The sequence below is a fragment of the Polyangiaceae bacterium genome, assembly GCA_016715885.1.
Lineage (GTDB): Bacteria > Myxococcota_A > Polyangia > Polyangiales > Polyangiaceae > Polyangium.
In genome coordinates, this window is sequence record JADJXL010000002.1 from 144675 (window position 1) to 165356 (window position 20682).

Here is a 20682-nt window from a genome sequence, read left to right on the forward strand (position 1 = left end):
CAATCTAGTACGTAACGCGTCGATTTTTATCCGAATTTTTCGCTTCTGCCTCGACTTCAGCCAGCGCTTCGGCAAGCTGTGCCTCGTCATCGACAAGGGCCGCTCTTTCGATTGCGATGCGCAGTCGCGGCGCCGCCGTCGCTCGAGCAGCAACACGCAACCGATCCCGAATGTCGTCGCTTTCGGCGGCAGCCCCGAGCGCCACCGCCGCGCTTGCTCGCGTCACCGGATCCGCACGCGGATCCTCCGCAAGCTCGAGCAGCCGATCGGTCGGCACGGGCGCGACGCGATGGTTTGCAGCCGCGCCCGAGCCCGCTTGACGCAGCTCGCGCACCCAAGCGAGCATCGGGCGCTCGCCGCGTGCAAGACGTGCTTCCGCAGACGCGCGAGCACCTCGCTGATGGTCCGCGAGCGCCTCCTGCAAGCGGCGCGTGACGAGGCGCGTACGCGGACCACCAACGTCACCCACCGACGCGATGGGCAACGTGATCACCTCGCCAGAACGCAGCTTCAAGTGCACACCTGCCCAGTGACGCCATTGCGTTCGTTGCTCCTCATACGGTTCGATCGCGGCAACCTCGTCGTACGGAATGAAGCGCTCACGTCCAAACCAACGCAGCGCAACGCCATCGGCACCTACGCGCAAATGCGTGCGTGTGAACAACGCAAAAAGCAAAAATGCAAACCCAGGCACTCCAAGGAATGGCCCAACCGTGTTGAATTTCGACCCGGTGATCAATATGATCAAGAATAGCAGCGCGAAAGCAATGATGAATATGCCCGCGAAAATGTTCTGCGTGCGAATGCGAGCATGAATTCTGGAAGGCAATGCAAATGAAGCAATCGTTTGGGACGCGTCGAGCCCAAGCTCGCGAAGCACTTCGCGACCCTCGTCCTCGTTTTCGACCCGAATCTCGGTGGGCAGGCCGATTCCCTTTTTTTCGATACGTACGATGGGTCGTTTGCCCGGACGTGGTACGACAAACCCAGCTTCGATCCGCTCGCGAGGTAGCGCCAACGTTTGACCAAATCGAACTCCCTCCTTGCTCACGCTGACCGCGTCCTCCACTTCCCGCGGCCGGGGATTGCGGATCCACAACATGGCGAAGAGCGCTCCGGCCATGATGAGCAGATGCGGGATGAGCAGCAAGAAAATCCATTGCGTCGAATAGAGCCCAATGCCCAGAAAAGCGAACGCCGTGAGCAGCGGCAATGCGGAAATGCCAAGTATCCAGGGATTGCGCCGGATGAGCGCCAGTTTGACCGGCTTCTCCAATTTCGAATCGTCACTCATTTCGTGCACTTCTCGTCCGGCACGTCCTTGACGCGTACCCAGGCTCGACCGGTGACCGCTTTTCCTGCCGGATCATATCGAAGCGCTTCGTTCTTTTCGCCTCGCGCGACAATCACCGTGACCGGTACGTCGCTTCGCCCCGCCGTTCGTTGCACGTTGACGATCTCGTCACCGTCACGCAATCCCGCCCGATAAGCCGGGCCATCTTTGCGCACGCCGACCGCCTTGGGTGGTTTTGCCGCGCGTGATGCAACGTCGTCGAATCCCAAATCGTATTGCGCGTAGCGCCTCGTTTCTTTACGAAAGCACGGCCCCAGCGCATGGCTCGGCAATTCAATGGCGCCACCCTTTTCAATGATCGCCGCGAATGCTTCCGGCCCGCGAGCTCCAATTTCTGCCTGCAATGCCTCCGTCCAAGCGCTCGTGGAAAGGGGTCCCCGCTTTTCTTTCGCTTTCCCATAAAGCGCGCGGATGACGTCGTTCAGCGTTCGTTTCTGGTTGCTCTTTTGCCGAATGGCTGCGTCGACGTGCAGTGCGTAAAGCACCCCGCGCGCGACGATCGTCTGCACCACGCCCGCTTCACGCGTGCGCGACGCAAGCGCTGCGTTCGTTTCATTCGCAAAAGGCGACATCGACAGCGTCGATTCCAGCGAATTGACCTCCGCAGCAACCTCCAGCGGCGTGACGAGGCCAAAACGGAAAAGCATGTCCCGCGCCAAATGGCGGGCAAATCCATCGGCAAACCACGAGCCTTCGAATACGCGCGACGGCTCTTCCGGACCAATCCACAATCGCTCCCCGATCCACGCGTGCAGCGTCTCCACCGCCGTCGCAATACGCAGCGGCCCCGACCACGTATCCGCAACGGCTACATGTACGAGCACGCTATGCGTGCGACGCGTCGCAACGAATGCTCCGGCTGGGCCCGCCACGGGCACGATGAGCAGCGTTTGGGGCGCCGAGCTACGTTCCCCGAAAAACTCCGCCGCAGCCGTCCGAAATGCCGCCGTATCCGCCGAAACCGGACGCGGATCGAACGCCGTGTAACCAAACCACGCAGCTTCGTCGTGCCCCTCCAGCGTGTCGAATACCGCCGTCCCCATCCGTCCCGCAACGAATACCGCATTCCGCAGCTCCTTCGTCGACGCCTGCATTTCACGCGATCCGCCAATCCCAAAGCTCGATGCCGCACCACTGACGGACGCTCCTTGCTCGGTGGTTCCATACACGGACAAATCGATATGCACCGACGCCTTGATCTTTTCATTGTCGTCGATGTCGGGCATGAGCAATGCATCGCCCATGATTTCCAGCCGATCCGGGTCGGACACCATCCACGGCAACTTGCCCTCTGCAATGCGCGACTGAGCAAAATACGAAATCGACAGCTCCCCACTCACCGCACGAACAGGCGTCCACGTCACCCGATCGGGCGCTCGGTCTTCGCGCATTTCAATGCTTCCACGAGCGTCCTTTGCGCCTTTGATTTGTACAGCCCCTTCATCCGGCGTCAGAATCGAATACGAACGCGCTCTCGCCGAAAGAGATGGCTGAACGGTCACCGTCACATCGATCCCGCCTTTGTGCAGCGCCGGTATGATGTTGAAATGATGCTCGCTTTTTTCCTTTGAGGGCAAAGCAGCCGGCGTCTGTGCCGACGTCGTTTTGGGTGCTTCAGGCGGCGGACAAACCGGGTACGGTCGCGCAGCCGGAGTTCCCGAACACCCAGCCATCAACGCGGCAAAAAGCGCTCCCGTGGCCAATGCAGTGACGCGCATGCCAAGAACAGTTCCCGAAGTGCACCCGCCATGTCAAGCCACTTCGCTCGTAATTCGTACGCTCGAACTTGTAATCTTCGCGAGCGGTCGCAGCGGCGTCTTGGTCGCGGCGTCGTCCACGACGATCCATCGGGGCGTTTTGCCGAACGACCGTTTCATGCGTTCCTCGACCGTGCGTCGCGCTTCGAGGCTGCGATCGATGCCAATCCATTTTCGCCCGAATCGTTCCGCGACCCCGAGCGTCGTGCCCGATCCGCAAAATGGATCCAGCACCACGTCACCTTCGTTGCTCGCGGACAAAATCACCCGTTCGAGCAGCGCTTCGGGCTTTTGCGTCGGGTATCCCAGCCGCTCTTTGCCCTTGGCCGCAATGACGCCAATTTCCCAGACGTCGGAAAGCGGAGGCCCAGGCGTCGCTTCATCCGACAACCCCGGCTTACGATGCCCAGCAGAAAAGTCCGCGCGTTGTTTTTTATTGCCAAACGTTTTTTTTGTTGATTCGGCGAGCTCTTCGTATCCATACAGCGTATGAAACGTGTGATGGTTCTCTGCCGTGCGACTATAAAACAAAATCACGTCGTGCATCCGCTGGAACCTTCGCGCTTTCGCAGGCCAGCGACGATACCGCCATACGATCTCGTTACGAAAACAATCCGGCCCGAAGACCGCGTCCATGACGATTTTCAAGTAATGGCTCGCCGTCGGATCGCAATGTAGAAACACACTCCCCGTCAGGCGCAAAACGCGTCGTATTTCGACCATCCTTTCGGCCATCGTCGTGATGTACGCCATCATGTCACAAGGACCCAGAAAACCATACAAACCCGAAAGAGCACGGCCAATGGGTTCGTCGTCCGAAACCATAACATCGAGCGCTCGCTTCGTGTGTTTCCCGAACGTCCACGTGTCGTCGAAGGCCATCGCACCCGCTACTTTCGACGTCACCCCCGTGTACACGTGGTACGTCCTCCCGCTCTGAAACGGAGGATCCAAGTAGACCAGATCCACCGAACCATTCGGTAAGTGTCGGCGCATGATGTCGAGATTGTCCCCGACAAAAAGGGTGCCGCTATACGACGTTGGTAGAACGGGCAGGGGGCTCGGCATGCGCCCGGCTGTTATCAGCCGCAAGCACCGAGGGCCAAGAAGTTGGCCAAAGAAAAACGACCGCTACATGCACTTGCCGCAAGTTTCGAGGCAAAAGCCCTGCATCCAAGGCTCGTTGCACTTGCCCCAACCCGCCTGCTGCTCGCACGTGTACATGTTGTCCGGGGGCACATCGACACATTCTTCCGGCGGGTCCGGATTGGTATTCATCACCCCACCACATTCGTGCTTAGCGGCGAATGCCGACATCGTCGTCCAGTCGTGCGACCCTGCGAGATGAAAATCCCACGGCATCGCCCCCGCATAACCCACTTGATACAGCGTTTCGAGCATCGTCCCGAGCGAAGCGCTCGAAAGTCCCTCCACGGGGAATTCACCAATCACGACGGGTTTGTCGTCGAGCCCGTACACCGATGGCGGATTGTCGTAAGGCCAATATTGATCGATCCAGTCGTAGACGTGCGGCTGGTAGAAATCGATCCCCACGTTTTTCCAAGCGTTCGCCCATTTCACCGCAGCGCTGCCCACCGTCACGGGCGAATCCGTTTCTTCATGCAGCGCCTTCGTCACTTCGTACACGAACGTTTCCATTTGCTCGTGCGTCACAGGATCGATGCCCGACATCGGATCGTAGTTCGGATCCCCATACGGATTCGAACCCATCATCGCCCATTCAGGCTCGTTGATCACGTCCCAAGCAACGACGCGATGCGCGTATGCGCTACTCTTCACGACCTTCGCGAGCGGCCGGATCACGTTGTCGATGAGCATCGCACGCGACGATGCGTCACGCACGATGGGCGAGATTCCACGAATCTTTTGACCTCCAACGTCGCGCGTCGGGAAAAACGCATCGAAAGAGAAGAGACAGAGCATGAGGTACGTATCGGCCTCGTCGGCGATACGTAGCGCTTCTTCGAGATCCTTCGTCATCGTGCCGCCGAGCCCCGAAGGTTTGTCACTCCCATCGAACACGACACCATCACCGCGGAAGTCCGGCATCATCCACCACCGCACAGCGCCCGCGCCGTTTGCACGCATCGTCTCGAGATTCTTCGCGTGCTCGCCAGCGCGACTCGATACGCCGCTTTGGCCCCAGCTCGCGATCCCGCCAAAGTCGGCGCCAAAATCAACCCACGCGTAGTTCATGCCGAAGAGAAAACGTTTGTCTCCAGCCACCGTGATCCCTCCCGCGCCTGCCGGACACAACGCGTTCGGCATAGGATTGTTCGGGTCCGGATTGTTTGGATCCGGATTGTTGGGATCAGGATTGTTCGGGTCGGGGTTGGTCGGATCCGGGTTGTTCGGATCGATGTCATTTGCATCGGTACCTGATGCAGATGCGCCGCCCGAGCATCCCAGGAGGAGCGATAACAGAAGTGCGGCGATGGGTTTGACTGCGCTCATTGTGCACCTCGAGCGAGAAAGTAAGGCGTGAACAATCGTCGATTCGCGAAAGCGAGCCCATGACAGCATCGCTGATTTGGGCTCTGCAAACACGGACTTTCCACCGTCGAAAAACAAAAATTCGACCTTGGCGATCGCGTCGCTTGCGCGGTACATTCGACGTCGCATGCAGGGTGACGAGGACGAAGACGACGACGCTGCATTCGAAGCGGTGACGACGGTTCTGAGCCGCGATGCCTGGGCAGCGGCGCTGCACGAAAAGCCAGGAGCGCACGCGGTGAAGATGCCTCGTGGAGGGTTCATCCTGGATGAACCCACGCTCGACGTGTCGGATGACGCGATCGAAGTGTACAACGAGCGTCGCGAGCTATCGGGCAACACCATCACCAAGCCCTTTGATCGCCCGCCGCCTTCAACGCCCGCGCCTGCGTCGGTGCCGCCTGCATCGGTGCCGATGCCTGCATCGGTGCCGATGCCTGCATCCGTGAGGCGTCCTTTTCCGACAATCACCGAAAAGCACTCGCCGCCGGAGAGTTTGCCCGAGCCGCCCACGATCCCCGTGCCTCGCCGAGGTTCCGTTCCTCCGCCGCCTCCCATTCCGACGGTGAAGGTTGGGGATGATAAGGTCGCGCCGCGAAGAGGATCGGTGCCTCCGCCGCCGCCCGTTCCAGCGATGAATCCAGCCGCTGCAGCGCCTCCTCCGGCACCGATTGCTGCACGTGTTGGAACGCCCGAGCGCACCGTGCCTCGTCCTGCATCGGTGCCTCCACCTCCTCCGATCGCCCATACTTCTTCGAGGAAGCAGATCACCACAGTGCCAGGCACCATGCCCGCGGTGCCTCGTCCCGCATCGGTTCCGCCGCCTCCCGCTGCGCCTCCGCGGCCCGCGCCGGCTGCCGCGCGAACGCAACCAGTGCAGGTCAAGGTGCCTGCACCGGCCAAACCATTGTTTGAGCGCAAAACGACGCTGAAAGGGTTTCCATCGCCCGCGGGACCGCCGGCAGGAGCGTTTGGCACGCAGCCGATGCCGGCCTACGTCGAATCGAATCCTTTGCCGCCGGGGCATTCGACGACGCCCGCGGCGCAGCCGGCTTTGACGGAAGAGCGTACGGTCATCATGTCGCAATCGGAATTGTTTGCGGCGGGCAAACCCGATGCGTCTCCGTTTGCTCCGGCGCGCGAACAAGCGCCGACGATGACTGCGCGACGTCGCGTGGAAATGCGTCTTTCGCAAGGCGAATCGCTCGAGGGGCTCGACCTTCGCGATGCCGATCTTTCGGGCCTGGATTTATCCCGGAAAAACCTCTCCAAGGCGAATTTGTGCGGAGCAAACTTGCGCGGCGCGCGGCTCGAAGGGACCGACTTGACCGAAGTGCACGCAGCGGAAGCCGTTTTTTCAGGTATTCGTGGAGCATCGGCGAAATTCGATCGAGCCGATTTGACGGGAGCCACCTTCGACGGCGCGGAATTGTCCGGTGCATCGTTCGTGAAAGCCGAGCTCACGGGGGCACGCGGTGATGGTGCGGTGTTTGTCGGAGCTATTTGCGAACGAGCTCATTTCGCCGGCGGCGCATTTCGGCGCGCCGTATTCGATCGAGCGGAGCTTGGTGGTGCGGACTTTACGGGCGCGGTGCTCGATCGAGCGTCTTTCATTGCAGCGCAGCTCGTCGAAGCATGGCTTTACGATGTATCGGGTGAAGGCATCACGTTCGACGATGCCGTCATGACGGGCGCGCATGCGGATGCCATGCGTGTCAATCGCGTATCATTTCAGCGTATCGATGCCGTGAGCTCCGTGTGGGATGGCGCAACGCTCGGCGATGCGCAATTTCGCGAGGCCAAGTTGGCGAAAGCGAGTTTTCAGCGCACCATTGCGGAACGCGCGAACTTCGCTCAGGCGGACCTCACGAGCGCCAGTCTTCGGTATGCACGTCTCGTGGGCGCATCGTTCGAGAATGCGAACTTGACGAGCGCATCGCTCAGCGATGCCAATTTACGTGGCGCCATCTTGCGTGACGCGAACATGTACCGCATCGAAACGTGGAATGCGACCATCGATAGAGAAGAGCTGGCGCGAGCGATTGGCAAGAAAAAATAAGCTCGGGGCGTGACGAATTGCTGCCGATGAAGGAAATGGGTGTATGTTGACGACGAAAGACATCCGCTTTTCCACGCCATCCGGAACGCGGACCGGATACCTCGTCATGCCATCTGGACAATGCCGAGGGGCCATTGTGGTGGTGCACGAAATATTCGGGCGCGCACCGGAAATCGAACGCGCGACGCAGCGAATCGCCGAGCAGGGTTATGCCGCATTGATGCCGGACTTGTTCGAGCAACGATTCAAGCCGCTGTGCATCTCGCAGGCCATGCGTGAGCTCGCGGCGGGCCGTGGCGAAATGATCGATGTATTGCGCGCAGCAGGTGACGAAGTCGCCAAATGTGCCGGCACGCCGCGCGAAAAAACCGCCGTCATCGGGTTTTGCCTCGGCGGAGGCCTCGCATTGGCCGTGGGAAACGCCTTCGCCGCCGTGAGCACCAACTATGGCGACATTCCCCCCACCGAAGTTTTGCGCGGCATTGGCCCGACCATCGGCTGTTATGCCGGGCGCGACCGAGCCTTCCGCAAAGCCCCGAATCTGCTCCGTGAACGCCTCGCCGCGGTCGGCGTCGAGCCCGAGGTGCACGTATTCGAGAGCGCTGGACACGCCTTTTTATGCGATGGCAATCACCCCATCGCTTCGTTTTTCACGCGTGCGCTCCTCGACGTCGACCCCGTTCGGGACGCTGGTATTCGCGAACAAGCTTGGCAGCGTATCTTCGCTTTTTTCGCAAATCACACGTAATCGCATCTCGACGCATTCCCCGCCACCGCCCATCATTCGATGAGCGCCCGAGTACTCAATGGCACGGGTGGATCGCGATCCCGAAGCAACGCGCGAGCCTCCTCGGCGACTTCGCGCAACCGAGTTTCCTCGAAACCACCGGGTACCGTCTTGACGACCCAACGCACTGCATCCTGCACCGAGCCGGTGACGTTGATTCTCGGGCTCGTCTTGGCCAATCCTCGCGCAATGGTACGTTGCAGGGACAAGATGACCCCTGATCCCAGAAGCGCCGTGGCAATGTAGGTTCGATCTCCACTCATCATTGACTGAATGGCTTCACGCTGACGTTCGCGAAGTGGACCCGTCGCGGGTGGCGCCCCCGCTTCCAGTATGATGATGAACACGATTGGACCCGATTGACGTGCTCGCCAAAGCCGCAACTGTTGCTCCATGCGTTCCATTACGCCGAAGGTCAGAGGGCCATTTCGCACCTGAACGATCGCCGCGCCCGTCCGAACGAGGATATTGTGGTCAGCTTGAAGGAGAATCTCGAAGGGCAGTGGCATGTGAAGGGGCAGGGACCATGATGCACCTGCGACGGAATTTCGTCGATCGATTTCTCGTCGGCGCACGAGCATCGCGGCTGCCATCTTCTCGGCCGCAGGGTCTTTCTCGTCGACCATGCGCTGCAAGGCATGACGCGAGAAACGCTCATGCCGCACGACGCATGATACAATCGCATGGTGGACCGCACGCGAAAACAGCCGCTCTATAGAAAGAAAAACACCACGGCGCGCGGTGTTCATCACCGCTTTGGCGGCGACTTCCGCCACGAGCGAAATGCCAAGCAGGAATCGCCCGAGCGAAGCCAAGGCTCCATGCACGGCAAACAGCAGCGCGGCCTCGATTATACGCCGCTGTTCATGTTCCTCCTGTCGAAGGTAGGTTCCCAATGGGACAGCGTCCATCGTGAGGCCGTTGCTCGATTGGACCGCACAGAGCCTATCTTTTGGCTCGTCGCGCTGCGCGAAGAGGAACGACGTGCCGTCGTTTTGATTGGCGACACGAGCTACTACAGTGGGCTATTCGTCGACGAAAGCGGCATTCTACAGATGGTCGACCCTGATCTCGGGCCGCAGGATCTGACGCCGACCTGCATGTGCTGCACGCACACGCTCAATGGCGTACGCTTCAAGAAGGGTAGGTGATTGGTAGGGCGGTACAGAATATCAGCGGGTGGCGACGAATCCGAACGACGTGGATTGTCCCGGCTCGAGCGTGCCGTTGTAATCCATTCCCTTGAACGTCGTCACGTCGCCCGATACGGTGGAAGTGGCGTTCCACAAATTGTCGATTTTGCCATCGACCTTGAAGGACACCGTCCACGTAATCTTTTCCGAGCTGATGTTCGTCACCTGCACGGAAAGCTGATAGCCGGTGCCCCAATCGTTATCGACATTGGTCGAAAACGCAACGGGGCTCATGGAACCAGGATCGCCACCAGCGCCTGCTTCGCCGCCAGATCCAGCGCCGCCAGTGCCCATGCCGCCAGCACCGCCCGTCGGATCGACCGAACCCGGATCGATGGGATCGGCGCGTCGCTCCAAGAAATGCGGCGTCTTGGTGAGCGCTACGAGCAAGTCGAGCACTTTGAGGTTTCCGCTTTGGAAATCATTCGCGACGCTGTTCGAAAGACACGACAGCGGTCCTTCGTCGAGCAACCCGTAGCCATATCGAATCCATTGCCGAGCGTAACATCCTTGCACGTCGGGGCTGTTGGCAAGAATCGTCGCCAGCGCCGGTGCGCCTTCGAATTTGGTGTTGGTGCTCGAAGTCGAAAGGATTTCACCCGTGTCGTCGATGGGCAAACCATTTTCGTCAGCACGGTAGCGACCAATGCCATCGAAATGCTCGTAAGCAAATCCAATGGGATCGGCAAGCTCGTGGCAGCTTCGGCAGAGCGATTCGGTCGTGTGCGCCGCATATCGCTCACGCGTGCTCTTCGTCGGATCGATGGGCGGAGGCTGCGCGACGATACCCGGAGGCGGCGGAGGAAGCGGCTGGCAAAGCAGACGCTCGCGAATGACCTTACCTCGATGAACCGGCGACGACCCGGCGGGCTTTCCGTGCGTCGCCAGAATACTCCCGTGCGTGAGAATGCCGGCTCGATTCGTCCCGGTAAGGTCGACCAGGCCAAACTCGCCCGGAGGCACCGCGGGGGCCGGGATTCCATAATGCGCCGCGACTTCGGTGTTGGCAAAGGTGTAGGCTGCATCGAGCAATTCGGGCAGCGTCCCATTGCCATTACGAATCACGTGCTTCACGAACGTGAGCGTTTCGGTGCGCAGCGAATTGCGGAGCTGCTCGTTCCATTCGGGATACGTCGCGGCATCCTTGGGCGACGCATCGAGCCTATCGAGCTCGAGCCAGCCCAATACGAACCGCTCGATGATGGCGTCGCTACGCGGGTCTTGCAAGAGCCGCTTGGCTTGCGCTTCAATTTGAGCTTCCGTTTCCAGGTTGCCTTGATCGGCGGCCGCCATGAGCTCCGCATCGGGCATCGTGCCCCAAAGCATGTACGATAGCTCGGTGGCAATTTCGTACGGCGTGAGGCGAATGCGTGAAGGCGAAGCCGCCAAGTTTGGATCGCCAAGCTCGGCGCGATACAAGAAATGCGGCGATTGCAGCATGGCGGCAATGGTGGCTTCAATGCCTTCGTTGAACCCTTCCGTTGCAGAGATTTTTTGGAAGAGCGCCAGGTAGCGATCGACGTCGGTCGTGGCGAGCGGACGCCGGAATGCTCGTTTGCCCACGGTTTCGATGAGCTTCGTGGCGCAAGGCACGGGACCTTCGGCCACCGGATCGCACGGGAGCACGCTCGCCGGGTTTTTCATGACCTCGGTGGCAATTTCTTCTGCGGCGCGAGCGATTTGGTCGGCAAGCAATGGGCTCACGCGCAAAGCATTGGCGTTGTTGTCGAATCCTCCAATGACGATGTCGGGAACGAATGCGTGCCCCCAATGCGATTCGATGCCGAAGAGGTCTTTGATCGTCGCGTCGTATTCCTCGCGTGAAAGGCGACGCAAGACGCGCGGCCCAGGTTCGACGGACGTGCAGGTTTCGACGGGCGCCGCGCACCCTTGGCCTCGCGTGACGCGCGTGACGAAGAGCGACAGCGTCGAATAATCGGGGCTGCCGGGTTGGAAGATGACGCCACCGGGATGGCCATTCGGGTGTTTGCCCGACGGACGAAGAACCATGATGGACGTGCCATTGACTTCTTCGGCGGCCAATGCTTTGACCATATCGAAGTTTTTCTGAAGCGCGCCGGCTTCGTCTTTCGGCACGAGCTTGAGGCGGCTATTGCCGGCAAGGCCTCCTTCGCGGTGGCACAAGAAGCAATACTTGTCGAGCAGAGGCTCGTAGACATTGGCCTGGAAAAACTCGAGGTCGTCCGGGCAACCTGCATTGAGACCGGGGTTGTTCGTACCGCTATCGTCATCCGAGCAACCGGCGAATGCGGCGAGCGTGACGGCAGCTCCGAGGAGCAAGGGTTTGGCAGAGCGGAAGATAGTACGCATGGGTTTGGTCCTCTCGTATTTTCTGCCAGGGTTTCACGCAAAGAGTTGGTCGAGCGGTCCGGAGCCTTTTGCAGGATCTCCGAACGAGGTGTTGGACAAACCCAAAGCTTGGCAGATGGATACCAAGAGGTGGGTATGCGATTTGCCGCCGAAATTCAGGTATTGGCCTGTGGCCAAGCCGCCGCCCGCGAGGACGAAGGGAACGGACTTGCAGTCGTGCATGCGCCCGTCGCCGAGTTCTTTGCACCATAGAACCACGGTCGTGTCGATCAAATTGCCGCCGTCGGGATCGGGCGTCGTGGCGAGTTTGTCGATGAGGTACGCGAATTGCTGGGCATACCAGCGTTCGGTGGCGACGAAATCGGCAACGCCCTTCGCATTGCCGTCGTCGCTGTGGGACAAACCGTGGTGCCCTTCCGATACGCCCGTCCAGCTCATGACGACCGGGCCGACGGTGTGGTTCCATTGCAGTGAAGCGACGCGCGTCATGCCGCAGGTCAAGGCCATGACGAGCAAGTCCATTTGCAATTGCCCAATGGTCGGGAATGAGTCGTTGTCGTACACGCTCACGCTCGGAGGCGCCACGGGGGCCGTGCACGAAGGCCCTTGAAGACCATTTTCGACTTTTTTCAATGCTTCGAGGTGTTCGTCGAGTTTCGCGCGCTCATCGGCGCCGACGCGCGACCTTAGCGTTTTGATTTCGCCGCCGACGAGGTCGAGGATGCTCTTTTTGCGCGCCAGGGCTGCATCGAGCTGTCCGGGGCCTCCCGCGGCGTCGCCGAACATGCGGGTATACATGCTCTTCGGGCTGTCGTCCGGGGGAACGTATTGCCCCGGGCCCGAGTAGGATATGCGGGTTTGCACGCCGCCACCCCACGCGCTCGTTTGAACGCCGAATTCGAGTGAAGAAAATCGTTCGCTTTGACCAATTTGTTTGGCCACGTATTGGTCGAGGCTCATGCCATTGGTGGCAGTACCGAGACCGCCGCCGCCGGTGAGCATGTGGGCCATACCGGCTTCGTGATTTTCGGCGCCTACGAAATCGAGACCATCGCAGACGATGACGCGGCTCTTGTGCGGCGCGAGAGGTTCGAGAATGCTGCCGGCGGGAAACGAGAAATTGGTGCCGCTTCCAGTCGGGCGCCAATGTTTGTGAATGGTTCCGTTGGGAGAGAATACGACGACCAAGCGGCGAGCCACGGATGCCGCACGCGTGTCTCGGGATAGTGTTCCGAGCACGGGGGCAGCTATCAATGTCGCGCCAAGGCCAGCTAGAAAACGTCGGCGGTTGGGGTAACTCATGCGCGTGCGCGAGTGCAATGCTCGTGCCGCAATGAGAATCGAGTCAGAGCGTCGGATCAGTCGACGATCGCACGAAAGCGACGGCCGAAAATGGGCAGGCGAAGTGACAAAATTCGCTCAACTCCGCAAAAACTTTCAGCTAGTCCTTTGGTGTTTTTGGTTGGTTGTGGGGGGGGGGTTTTTTTTGGGGGGGGGGGGGGGGGGGGGGGGGGGGGGGGGGGGGGGGGGGGGGGGGGGGGGGGGGGGGGGGGGGGGGGGGCCGGGGGGGGGGGGGGGTAGGGGGGTGTTTTCGCGAGGCTGCACGCCCGTTGGGGGCTTCGCCCCGCGCTCGCTCGTACACATGCGACGCAATGAAAGCAGCAACGGCAGACGGCTTCGTCCCCGGGCCGAATCCCGCGTCGTATCCCAATTCGAGCGCCAGCTTGTGGTCGATACGCGGGCCTCCGAGCAGCAGCAGCACGTTGCGCCGCAGGCCCTGCTTTTCTAGCAAATCCACGAGCGCTGCGGCATTCTCCTTGTGGCAATTGCGCTGCGTGATCACCTGCGACACCAAAATCGCATCCGCTCCAATCGCCTTGGCACGTTCTAGCAATTCTGCATTTTCGACTTGCGCGCCCAAATTGTGCGCATCGAAGCACTTGAAGCTTTCGAGCCCCTTTTCGCCCGCAAACCCCTTGTAGTTCAGAATCGCGTCAATGCCGACGGTGTGTGCATCCGAGCCCGTACACGCGCCCACGACGACGATCTTGCGACCGAGCTTTTTCCCAATGTTCTCGATGTCTTCGCGCGACATCTCTTTTCGTGGAAGTTCGGCAACGTCGATTGCGTCAAGGTCGACGCGGTGATCGGAATGCCCATACACGACGAAATACGTGTGCTGTTGCGAGCATTGTTCCATCGCCGTAATGAGCGGCTCGCGAAGGCCATGCGATTCGGCAAATCGCTTCGCAGCCTCTTTGGCTCGATCACCCGGAAGAACCGCGAGCGTAAAGGTCATTTGGACCATCCCATCGCCTTCGCGGTCGCCATAAGCGCGCAGCCACTTTGCCATTTCACTTGCCTCCTTCGAGCATTTGAAGGATTGGATTCAAATATTCGGAATGACGTGCGACCACGCCCGCGTGTCCTTTGCCGCCATTTCGTTTGCGCTTGACGTCGCCGAAGGCGCCCCAGCCAATGGCATCCCAAATGCCGTCGGTACGCACGCGTTCGAGCAGCTCGGTGGCGCTATCCAAGACCTCCGCTGCACGACGCTCGACGATTCCACCCGGCTTCCACTGAATTTCGTCGCCGAAATGCCGTGCCGTATCGAAGATGTAGCGAGCACTCTTCAAGGATAAATACCGATCCATGAGCAGTGGCGTATGAATGGCTTCGCTGAACATCCCGAGAAGCGCGATGGATTGGTTCGTCATGACGCCCGCGAGGTTGAACATGGCGTCGTGGACGTGACTATGAAAAACATCACCCGTTTTGAACTTGGTGGGAGGCATCCATTTGATCGGGTGTCGATCGAAGATTTGCCGGATGAGCTGCGCCTGCGCCACTTCGAACAAGAATGCATCCTCGCGCCAAGGGTCGATCTCGAAGGCGTGTCCCAGGCCCATTTGCTCTTCCGCGAGACCCGCTCGAAGTGCGAATGCTTCATTGATGAATTGCGATGCGAGGACCGTATGCGCCTTTTCGACGGCATCGGCCGTCGTCAGATAATTGTCTTCACCCGTGTTGATGACGATGCCGCTGCGAGCAATGATGCGCCTCGAGAAGTATTGATCGATGAATGTCCGCTCCATGTTGATGTCGCGGAACAAGATGCCGTACATGGCGTCGTTGAGCAGCATGTCGAGCCGTTCGACGGCGCCCATCCACGCAATTTCGCTCATGCAAAGACCCGAAGAATAGTTTGTCTGGGCCAAGTATTTGCCCATCTCGTCGCTCGCTTCGTCCGCCGCTCGACGAATGATTCGGAAATTCTCCTGCGTGGCGTATGTCCCGCCATACCCTTCCGTCGTGGGTCCTTCGGGCACGTAATCCAAGAGCGATTGCGCCGTGGCTCGAATGACCGCCACGATGTCGGCGCCCGCAAAACGCGCAGCTTTTGCCTGCACCGCGTCGTCGTAGATGTTTCCCGTCGCCACGATGACGTACTTGAGAGGAATTTGGGGTGCGGGATAGCGAGTTTTTCGCTCTTCACGCACTTTGCGCGCTTCGTCGATGCGTTCGAGCGCTCGCTTGGTTTCCTGCTCGAGCGCCGCCGCGCATGCCGCTCGTGTTACCTGGTCGTCCACGACGATCGGCGCGCCGCCATACGCAATCTGCTCGGCCGCTTCTTGCACCGACGACGCTCCTTCGACGAGCGCTCGACCCAGGAAGTACGCGACACCCATGCCCGTCAAACCAGCCTGGTGGATCCGATCGACGAGCGCATTCGCCAGCGGCGTTCCTTGAGGATCCGCGCCCGTCACGCCATACGCGCGTGCAACCGTTCGTTCGACTCCGACCGTCGTGTGTTTGTCGATGAAGCGCTGAACATCATCGGCAATCAAACCTGCCGCCGCGCGGCACGTGTCGACTTTCGCTTGATCGATCGGAACCTTGGCCATGGGCCAGGGGATGGCGCGTATGCGGCGAAATGTCAAACGCCGCGTGGATCACGCCTCGATCGACAAACTCGATTCACGTCCCGGCATGCGCGCATGTGCTCGATGCACGCGCGGCGCATCGCCGAGCTGGATGAACATGTGCGTGAGCGTCGTGTACATCTGGACCGCTTTGCGCGAGCCAGGATCGAAGCCTCGTTCGGCGTGTTCGAGGGCCCGAGCTGCGTGGGTGCGAGCGGCGTCGGTGTCGTTCGTACCGAGCGCGACTTTGGCAAGGCTGTAGTGAATGCGCGCCATGCGTCGATACGGCATACGATCGTTCGTGCTCGTAGCGAGCTCCGTATAGAAGCGCAGCGCTCGTTCCAGATAGTCGCGTGCCGGGACAAACGCACCGGATGCAAGCTCGACCCATCCGAGGTCCATGTCGATCTCGGCGCGCAGATCCAAACTTGCCGAAGCGCGCACGGCCGTCGCAGCAGCGCGTTCGAGCAGGTCGCGCGCGTCGGCGTACGCGAGCTCGCGCGCCCGTTGGTTGCCTGCGCGTGCCAAGAGGTCGGTCACCGCCGGCAGATCCACCTCGTGCTCGGCCGCCACACGCGTGACTTCGAGGATGTGCGGGAGAAGCTCTGCTCGCTCGCGAGATGTGTTTTCAGCATAGTTTGCCAGGATGATCTCGAGCGCATCGTGCAGCGCCGTCGTGCGCTGTTCGGCCGTACAAAGCTCCTGCACGCGCAAGCGGAACGTAGGATCGTACCAGGGCTTGTAGTTCATTTCGTGCATGAACCCGAGCTTGATGAGGTACGGAAGCGCGGTGGCAAAGTCGCCGAGACGCTGACACGGAAGTGGAGCGACCGCGAAATACGCCAGGGTTCGAGCGAGCCGCACGGCATGTGGATGTTCCCGGTTTGCCCGTGCGAGAGCTCGGTCGGCCGATACTTCGGCATCCGGTTCGACGCCGCAACGTTCGCGCAGTTCTCCCTCGATGCGCGTGAAATCCGGCGCGTTGACGTCATCCGTCGCCGGCATTGGGAGCTTTTCGAGTGCCCGCCGTGCAAGCTCGGGTTTGTCCTGGGCCAATACCAATTCACCGAAGGTGGCGACGAGTTGGGCCGGTGTCGGTAAAAGCCCTGGAAATTCACGAGACCAACGGCCAGGAAGTGCAATGGGCGACAAACCTCGAATGGCCCGATCGAGATCCTCGATACCGCCATCGATATCGCCATGCGCGACTTTGGCGAGCGCATTGGCATGCCACGACAAGACGTCCCCGCCCGGCATGAGCTTTCCGACGACGGAGGCATATTTTTCGGCAATTTCCCGCTCGAGCGGTTTGTCGTACATGCGTTCGCGGCACCGCGCGATCCAGCGCATCGCGGCCACGAGCTGCTGGGTCATTTCCAACCGATTGGCCTCGACGTTCTCGCCGCCTTCGGGATCGTCGAGCCAGAAAAGAGCTTGCTCGGCGTGGTCGACGAGGAGGAATGCCGCAGCGCGAAGAATGTCGGGCTGATCATGCGATGGAATCGCAATCACGCTTCGCGGCTGTCCCGTCCATAGCAGCACACGGCCAGCCGCTTTTTCTGGCAATCGTGGCATTTCGGCCCCGCCGTCCTCGCTTTCGGAGGCAAAATGCATTCCTTGGGGGCCATAGTGGTATTGTACGAGATCATCGATGGCGCGCCCCAGAGCGGCCCATCCGGCGAGCGGCAAGTTTTTCTTGAGATCCGCGCGCACCGCCGTGACGACGCCGTGCAAGTGCTTCGAGGAACACAGCAGATTCGCCAAGCTTCGATCGCGGCATTGGGGTGACCATTCCGACGCCGAAAGCAATTCGCACGCGCGTCCCAAACTATGGAAAACCTCGTCGTCGAGCTCGCCGAGGCGGCTCTTGTCGCGAGCAACGCCGAGATGCGCGGCGCCGCATTGAGGATCGAGTCGCAATGCACCGCGGTAATGTTCGATCCGTTCGGCGGGATTGCCATCACGCTGTTCGTCGTGTTGTGCCGCGACGATGTGCATGAGCGCGAGCGATTGCGCAGTCGTTGGCGACTTGATTTCGTTCTGCGCCGCCGAACCAACGGGTATTTTCCATTTTCGGTTCAGCTCGTAAAGCCGTTTGATGGGAAAAACCAAACACGTTTCGAGATCCTCGCCTTGGAACGCAATCCCAACAATGCGATGACGCGCATCGAGTATGGGGGCACCAGCCTCGTTGTTCCCAAGCGGCTCCGAGAGCTGCGGCGCCAAACCCTCTTCGTCCGGAAGAAGCTTGGCGCTCGTCCAATGGAGCACGACGGCGCGCTTCTCGAGCGCGTTGTCCAAGCAGTCGCGGTACCCCACGAGCTCGACGTCGACGTTCTCTTGGGTGGCTCCACTTTCGTCCGGGGCAACGAGCTCGAGCGCATGCGGCAACTCGTCGTCGACGCGCAAGACGGCCAGATCTCCTTCTTCTGGCGCGCACACGCGTTCGAGCTCCGCCGTGCGCACCTGCTCGCCGGCGCGCATGAGCTTCACGTACGGAGCGTTCTCCGTGAGGCTTGCGACCGTGAGCAAGTGACGCGGTCCAATTGCAACGGCGGTGAAATGGCCGTATCCGGGAGCGAAGGCGAGCCAGATCGCGGCCTCGGTGGCGGGCTGCGCAGAGGACGTCACGAGGCGATAGTAACGCGATAACGGGGACGAAGAAAAGCAAGTGGGGTTTCGAGCAAACCCGGTTAGGATCACCGGTGCTGCGCCTTTTTTTCCGCGGCGATCTTTTCCCCATGCGCTTCGTGAACCACACACCTCTGCCGAGCGCGCTCGTTCCATGCGCCGAAGGCGGTGACGATTTGACGGCCTTGGTGCTGGCAGGCGTCACGTTCGCGATCACCCCCGTTCCAGAAGGAAAAACTCTGGCGGGGCCGACGCTGCGCCTTTCGTACGTACAAAAGCCGCTCGAACGAGGGCAGGCGAGGATCGAGCCGGCCGACGACATCTTCATCCGACAAGGCGTTTCGGTGACCGCGTCGGGATTCGTGTACGCGCCATCGGGAAAAGCCACGAAAGCCGACGCAACGATCAGCGTGGGAAGCGAAACGCGTCGCGTTCGTGCTTTCGGTCCGCGCGTGTGGCGCGACGGCATGTTTGGAGCGCTCTCGGCAACCGCTCCCTTGCCCTTCGATCGCGTGCCGATGGCTTGGGAAGCCGCGTATGGCGGAATGTTGGTACGCAAAACATCGATGATCGAACGTGACGGGCGTCAATGCCTCGCGCCCGAGTTCACGACGGCGTATCCGTTCAACGCCGATGGCCTTGGGTTTTACCTGGAACGCCACGAAGCCATCGAGAAGCCGCTTCCGCAGCTAGAGCACCCCGACATGCCCATCAAAAATTGGGACGACAAACCGCAGCCCGTGTGCTTCGCACCGTACCCGATGAACGGCGGACTGCGCACGCAGGTGCTGAACGACGGCGACAAAGTGGACCTCAACCGCATGGGACGGCTGACGTGTCGAGCGGCCCCGTGGCTCATTTTTCCAGCGATCGAGCCGGGAACGAACATCGTCTTGACGGGCATGCGACCGAAAGGCGAAACGCTCGCGTTCGTCATTCCAGAAGTGCCCGTGAGCGTTCGCGCGATCCTCGGACGAGCGCTCTTTCGACTGAAGCCGCGTCTCGACACGGTCGAAATCGACGCCGAAGCTGCCGAAGTGCGGATGGTGTATCGCTGTAGCTTCCGCTTCGGCCTCGTGCAGCACGAACGACGCGAAGTCTTTCTCGAACCAAGTGATCATTTTCCCGAAGTGCCGAATCCGCCGCGCGCGCAGGCAGAAGCATCGAGGTAAAACCATGGCCAACAACTTCCACGATCAAGCGGGGCTCTACGTCGTCGGTGTCGATGGCCATGTCGGCCTTCACTTTCCACCGCTCGTGGTGTCGACGTTCTTCGTGAGCATCACGGCGGTTCATCCCTTCATCCTCGGAGGCAACAAGCAACCGACGGTGTTGATGAACGGCGGCAGACCATCGGTCGTCGATCAACACAACCCGAAGTTCTTGTGGCCGCACATCGGCGTGAGTCCCGATCCGCTCGACATGTTCACGCCGATCCACATCATCTTCGGCGAACAGAAGTGCTGGCTCCCGCGCCTCGCCGTGCACATCTGCGGAACTCCAGCAGCCCCCACGGCGATCACGGGACCGATCTCGATCAACACCGAGTGCTGGGAATTCTGCATGCTGCCGCTGTCGCTGGTTTTTCAGGACGGTACGGTGCAGACGACACCATCGCCGGAAGACTACAAAGCAGGCGTCATTCGGTACCTCGTGGAAGCCGCGATCGATCTCGTGATCTTCTTCGCGACCGGAGGGTTTGGCGACGGACCCATCGCGTTTTCGAAGAGCGGTCTCGCGCCCGCGTACAGGCAATTTCAGAATGAAATCGTCGGCGAGCTGCGCGACAAGGGCATCGAAACGGCTGGCCGCGAGGGCTTTCAGAACATCTCGAACGCGATCAACAAGAGCGTTCGCGACGAGTTCGTCGGCGCGCTCTTCTTCGATCCGCCGGGCAGCAAATTCGGATGGCTCGGGCTTGCGGCAAACACGGCCAAAGATGGCTTCGGCGTCGACTTTGGCGAGACGTTCAAGAGCGTCATGGCCGGCGATGGTTTGCCTTCGATGAACTGGAACTGGGGTGATGCCGGACAAACCGTGCTGAACAAGTTCGTCCCGGTGTCGGGACCCGTTGGCGACGCGATGGACCTGCGTGCCGAACAGCAACAGATCAACCAAGCAGCCAATTGATTC

The 20682-nt window shown here is 60.3% G+C and carries 14 protein-coding genes and 1 pseudogene; 5 read left to right on the plus strand and 10 right to left on the minus strand.

Translation table 11 applies throughout. The features are described from left to right. Window positions 1-4 precede the first annotated feature (4 nt). The 4 genes from IPM54_04045 to IPM54_04060 form a co-directional block, all read right to left on the minus strand. Window positions 5-1294 carry a hypothetical protein gene (locus IPM54_04045; GenBank protein ID MBK9258986.1) on the minus strand — a complete coding sequence of 430 codons (1290 nt, stop codon included), beginning with the start codon at window positions 1292-1294 and terminating at the stop codon, window positions 5-7. Continuing rightward, complete coding sequence (locus IPM54_04050) at window positions 1291-3072, minus strand: hypothetical protein (protein MBK9258987.1); 1782 nt, start codon at window positions 3070-3072, stop codon at window positions 1291-1293. The genes IPM54_04045 and IPM54_04050 overlap by 4 nt, the downstream gene beginning before the upstream one ends. 33 nt (window positions 3073-3105) lie before the next feature. After that, the gene (locus tag IPM54_04055) at window positions 3106-4107 is read right to left on the minus strand and encodes a site-specific DNA-methyltransferase (protein MBK9258988.1); all 1002 of its coding nucleotides are present in this window, start codon (window positions 4105-4107) and stop codon (window positions 3106-3108) included. Window positions 4108-4242: 135 nt separating this feature from the next. Then, the gene (locus tag IPM54_04060) at window positions 4243-5586 is read right to left on the minus strand and encodes a hypothetical protein (GenBank protein MBK9258989.1); all 1344 of its coding nucleotides are present in this window, start codon (window positions 5584-5586) and stop codon (window positions 4243-4245) included. Window positions 5587-5713: 127 nt separating this feature from the next. Between IPM54_04060 and IPM54_04065 the strand changes: the two genes are divergently transcribed. Further along, on the plus strand, window positions 5714-7684 hold the full coding sequence (locus tag IPM54_04065; protein ID MBK9258990.1) for a pentapeptide repeat-containing protein: 1971 nt from the start codon (window positions 5714-5716) through the stop codon (window positions 7682-7684). Window positions 7685-7727: 43 nt separating this feature from the next. Then, entirely contained in the window at window positions 7728-8432 is a 705-nt protein-coding gene (locus tag IPM54_04070) for a dienelactone hydrolase family protein (protein MBK9258991.1), read from the plus strand. 32 nt (window positions 8433-8464) lie between these two features. Here IPM54_04070 and IPM54_04075 read toward each other — a convergent pair whose 3' ends face one another. After that, window positions 8465-9097 (minus strand): hypothetical protein, encoded by a 633-nt coding sequence (locus IPM54_04075; GenBank protein ID MBK9258992.1) that lies wholly within the window; start codon window positions 9095-9097, stop codon window positions 8465-8467. Between the two features lie 57 nt (window positions 9098-9154). Here IPM54_04075 and IPM54_04080 point away from each other — a divergent pair, with 57 nt between their 5' ends. Further along, a complete protein-coding gene (locus IPM54_04080) occupies window positions 9155-9622 on the plus strand; it encodes a hypothetical protein (GenBank protein MBK9258993.1) in 468 nt (155 codons plus the stop codon). Window positions 9623-9643: 21 nt separating this feature from the next. On the opposite strand, the gene IPM54_04085 is transcribed toward IPM54_04080, so the two are convergent. The 5 genes and pseudogenes from IPM54_04085 to IPM54_04105 form a co-directional block, all read right to left on the minus strand. Further along, a complete protein-coding gene (locus IPM54_04085) occupies window positions 9644-11995 on the minus strand; it encodes a DUF1592 domain-containing protein (protein MBK9258994.1) in 2352 nt (783 codons plus the stop codon). A gap of 33 nt (window positions 11996-12028) precedes the next feature. Next, window positions 12029-13297 carry a DUF1552 domain-containing protein gene (locus IPM54_04090; GenBank protein ID MBK9258995.1) on the minus strand — a complete coding sequence of 423 codons (1269 nt, stop codon included), beginning with the start codon at window positions 13295-13297 and terminating at the stop codon, window positions 12029-12031. A gap of 349 nt (window positions 13298-13646) precedes the next feature. Next, a pseudogene (locus tag IPM54_04095) lies at window positions 13647-14348 on the minus strand (cobalamin-dependent protein). 1 nt (window position 14349) lies between these two features. Continuing rightward, a complete protein-coding gene (locus IPM54_04100) occupies window positions 14350-15900 on the minus strand; it encodes a lysine 5,6-aminomutase subunit alpha (GenBank protein MBK9258996.1) in 1551 nt (516 codons plus the stop codon). Between the two features lie 48 nt (window positions 15901-15948). Next, entirely contained in the window at window positions 15949-18549 is a 2601-nt protein-coding gene (locus IPM54_04105) for a trypsin-like peptidase domain-containing protein (GenBank protein MBK9258997.1), read from the minus strand. Window positions 18550-18668: 119 nt separating this feature from the next. On the opposite strand from IPM54_04105, the gene IPM54_04110 reads away from it, so the two are divergent. Together IPM54_04110 and IPM54_04115 are read left to right on the plus strand one after the other, a co-directional pair. Further along, window positions 18669-19721, plus strand: a complete 1053-nt coding sequence (locus tag IPM54_04110; GenBank protein ID MBK9258998.1) for a DUF2169 domain-containing protein — start codon at window positions 18669-18671, stop codon at window positions 19719-19721. Window positions 19722-19725: 4 nt separating this feature from the next. After that, the gene (locus IPM54_04115; protein ID MBK9258999.1) at window positions 19726-20679 is read left to right on the plus strand and encodes a hypothetical protein; all 954 of its coding nucleotides are present in this window, start codon (window positions 19726-19728) and stop codon (window positions 20677-20679) included. The last annotated feature ends 3 nt before the right edge of the window (window positions 20680-20682 follow it).

Excerpts from the sequence above, each read along its gene's own strand:
- IPM54_04045 (MBK9258986.1), bottom strand. The coding sequence starts at position 1,294 with ATGAGTGACGATTCGAAATTGGAGAAGCCGGTCAAACTGGCGCTCATC.
- IPM54_04085 (MBK9258994.1), bottom strand. The coding sequence starts at position 11,995 with ATGCGTACTATCTTCCGCTCTGCCAAACCCTTGCTCCTCGGAGCTGCC.
- IPM54_04100 (MBK9258996.1), bottom strand. The coding sequence starts at position 15,900 with ATGGCCAAGGTTCCGATCGATCAAGCGAAAGTCGACACGTGCCGCGCG.
- IPM54_04075 (MBK9258992.1), bottom strand. The coding sequence starts at position 9,097 with ATGGTCGACGAGAAAGACCCTGCGGCCGAGAAGATGGCAGCCGCGATG.
- IPM54_04060 (MBK9258989.1), bottom strand. The coding sequence starts at position 5,586 with ATGAGCGCAGTCAAACCCATCGCCGCACTTCTGTTATCGCTCCTCCTG.
- IPM54_04115 (MBK9258999.1), top strand. The coding sequence starts at position 19,726 with ATGGCCAACAACTTCCACGATCAAGCGGGGCTCTACGTCGTCGGTGTC.
- IPM54_04080 (MBK9258993.1), top strand. The coding sequence starts at position 9,155 with ATGGTGGACCGCACGCGAAAACAGCCGCTCTATAGAAAGAAAAACACC.
- IPM54_04055 (MBK9258988.1), bottom strand. The coding sequence starts at position 4,107 with ATGCGCCGACACTTACCGAATGGTTCGGTGGATCTGGTCTACTTGGAT.
- IPM54_04070 (MBK9258991.1), top strand. The coding sequence starts at position 7,728 with ATGTTGACGACGAAAGACATCCGCTTTTCCACGCCATCCGGAACGCGG.
- IPM54_04050 (MBK9258987.1), bottom strand. The coding sequence starts at position 3,072 with ATGCGCGTCACTGCATTGGCCACGGGAGCGCTTTTTGCCGCGTTGATG.
- IPM54_04090 (MBK9258995.1), bottom strand. The coding sequence starts at position 13,297 with ATGAGTTACCCCAACCGCCGACGTTTTCTAGCTGGCCTTGGCGCGACA.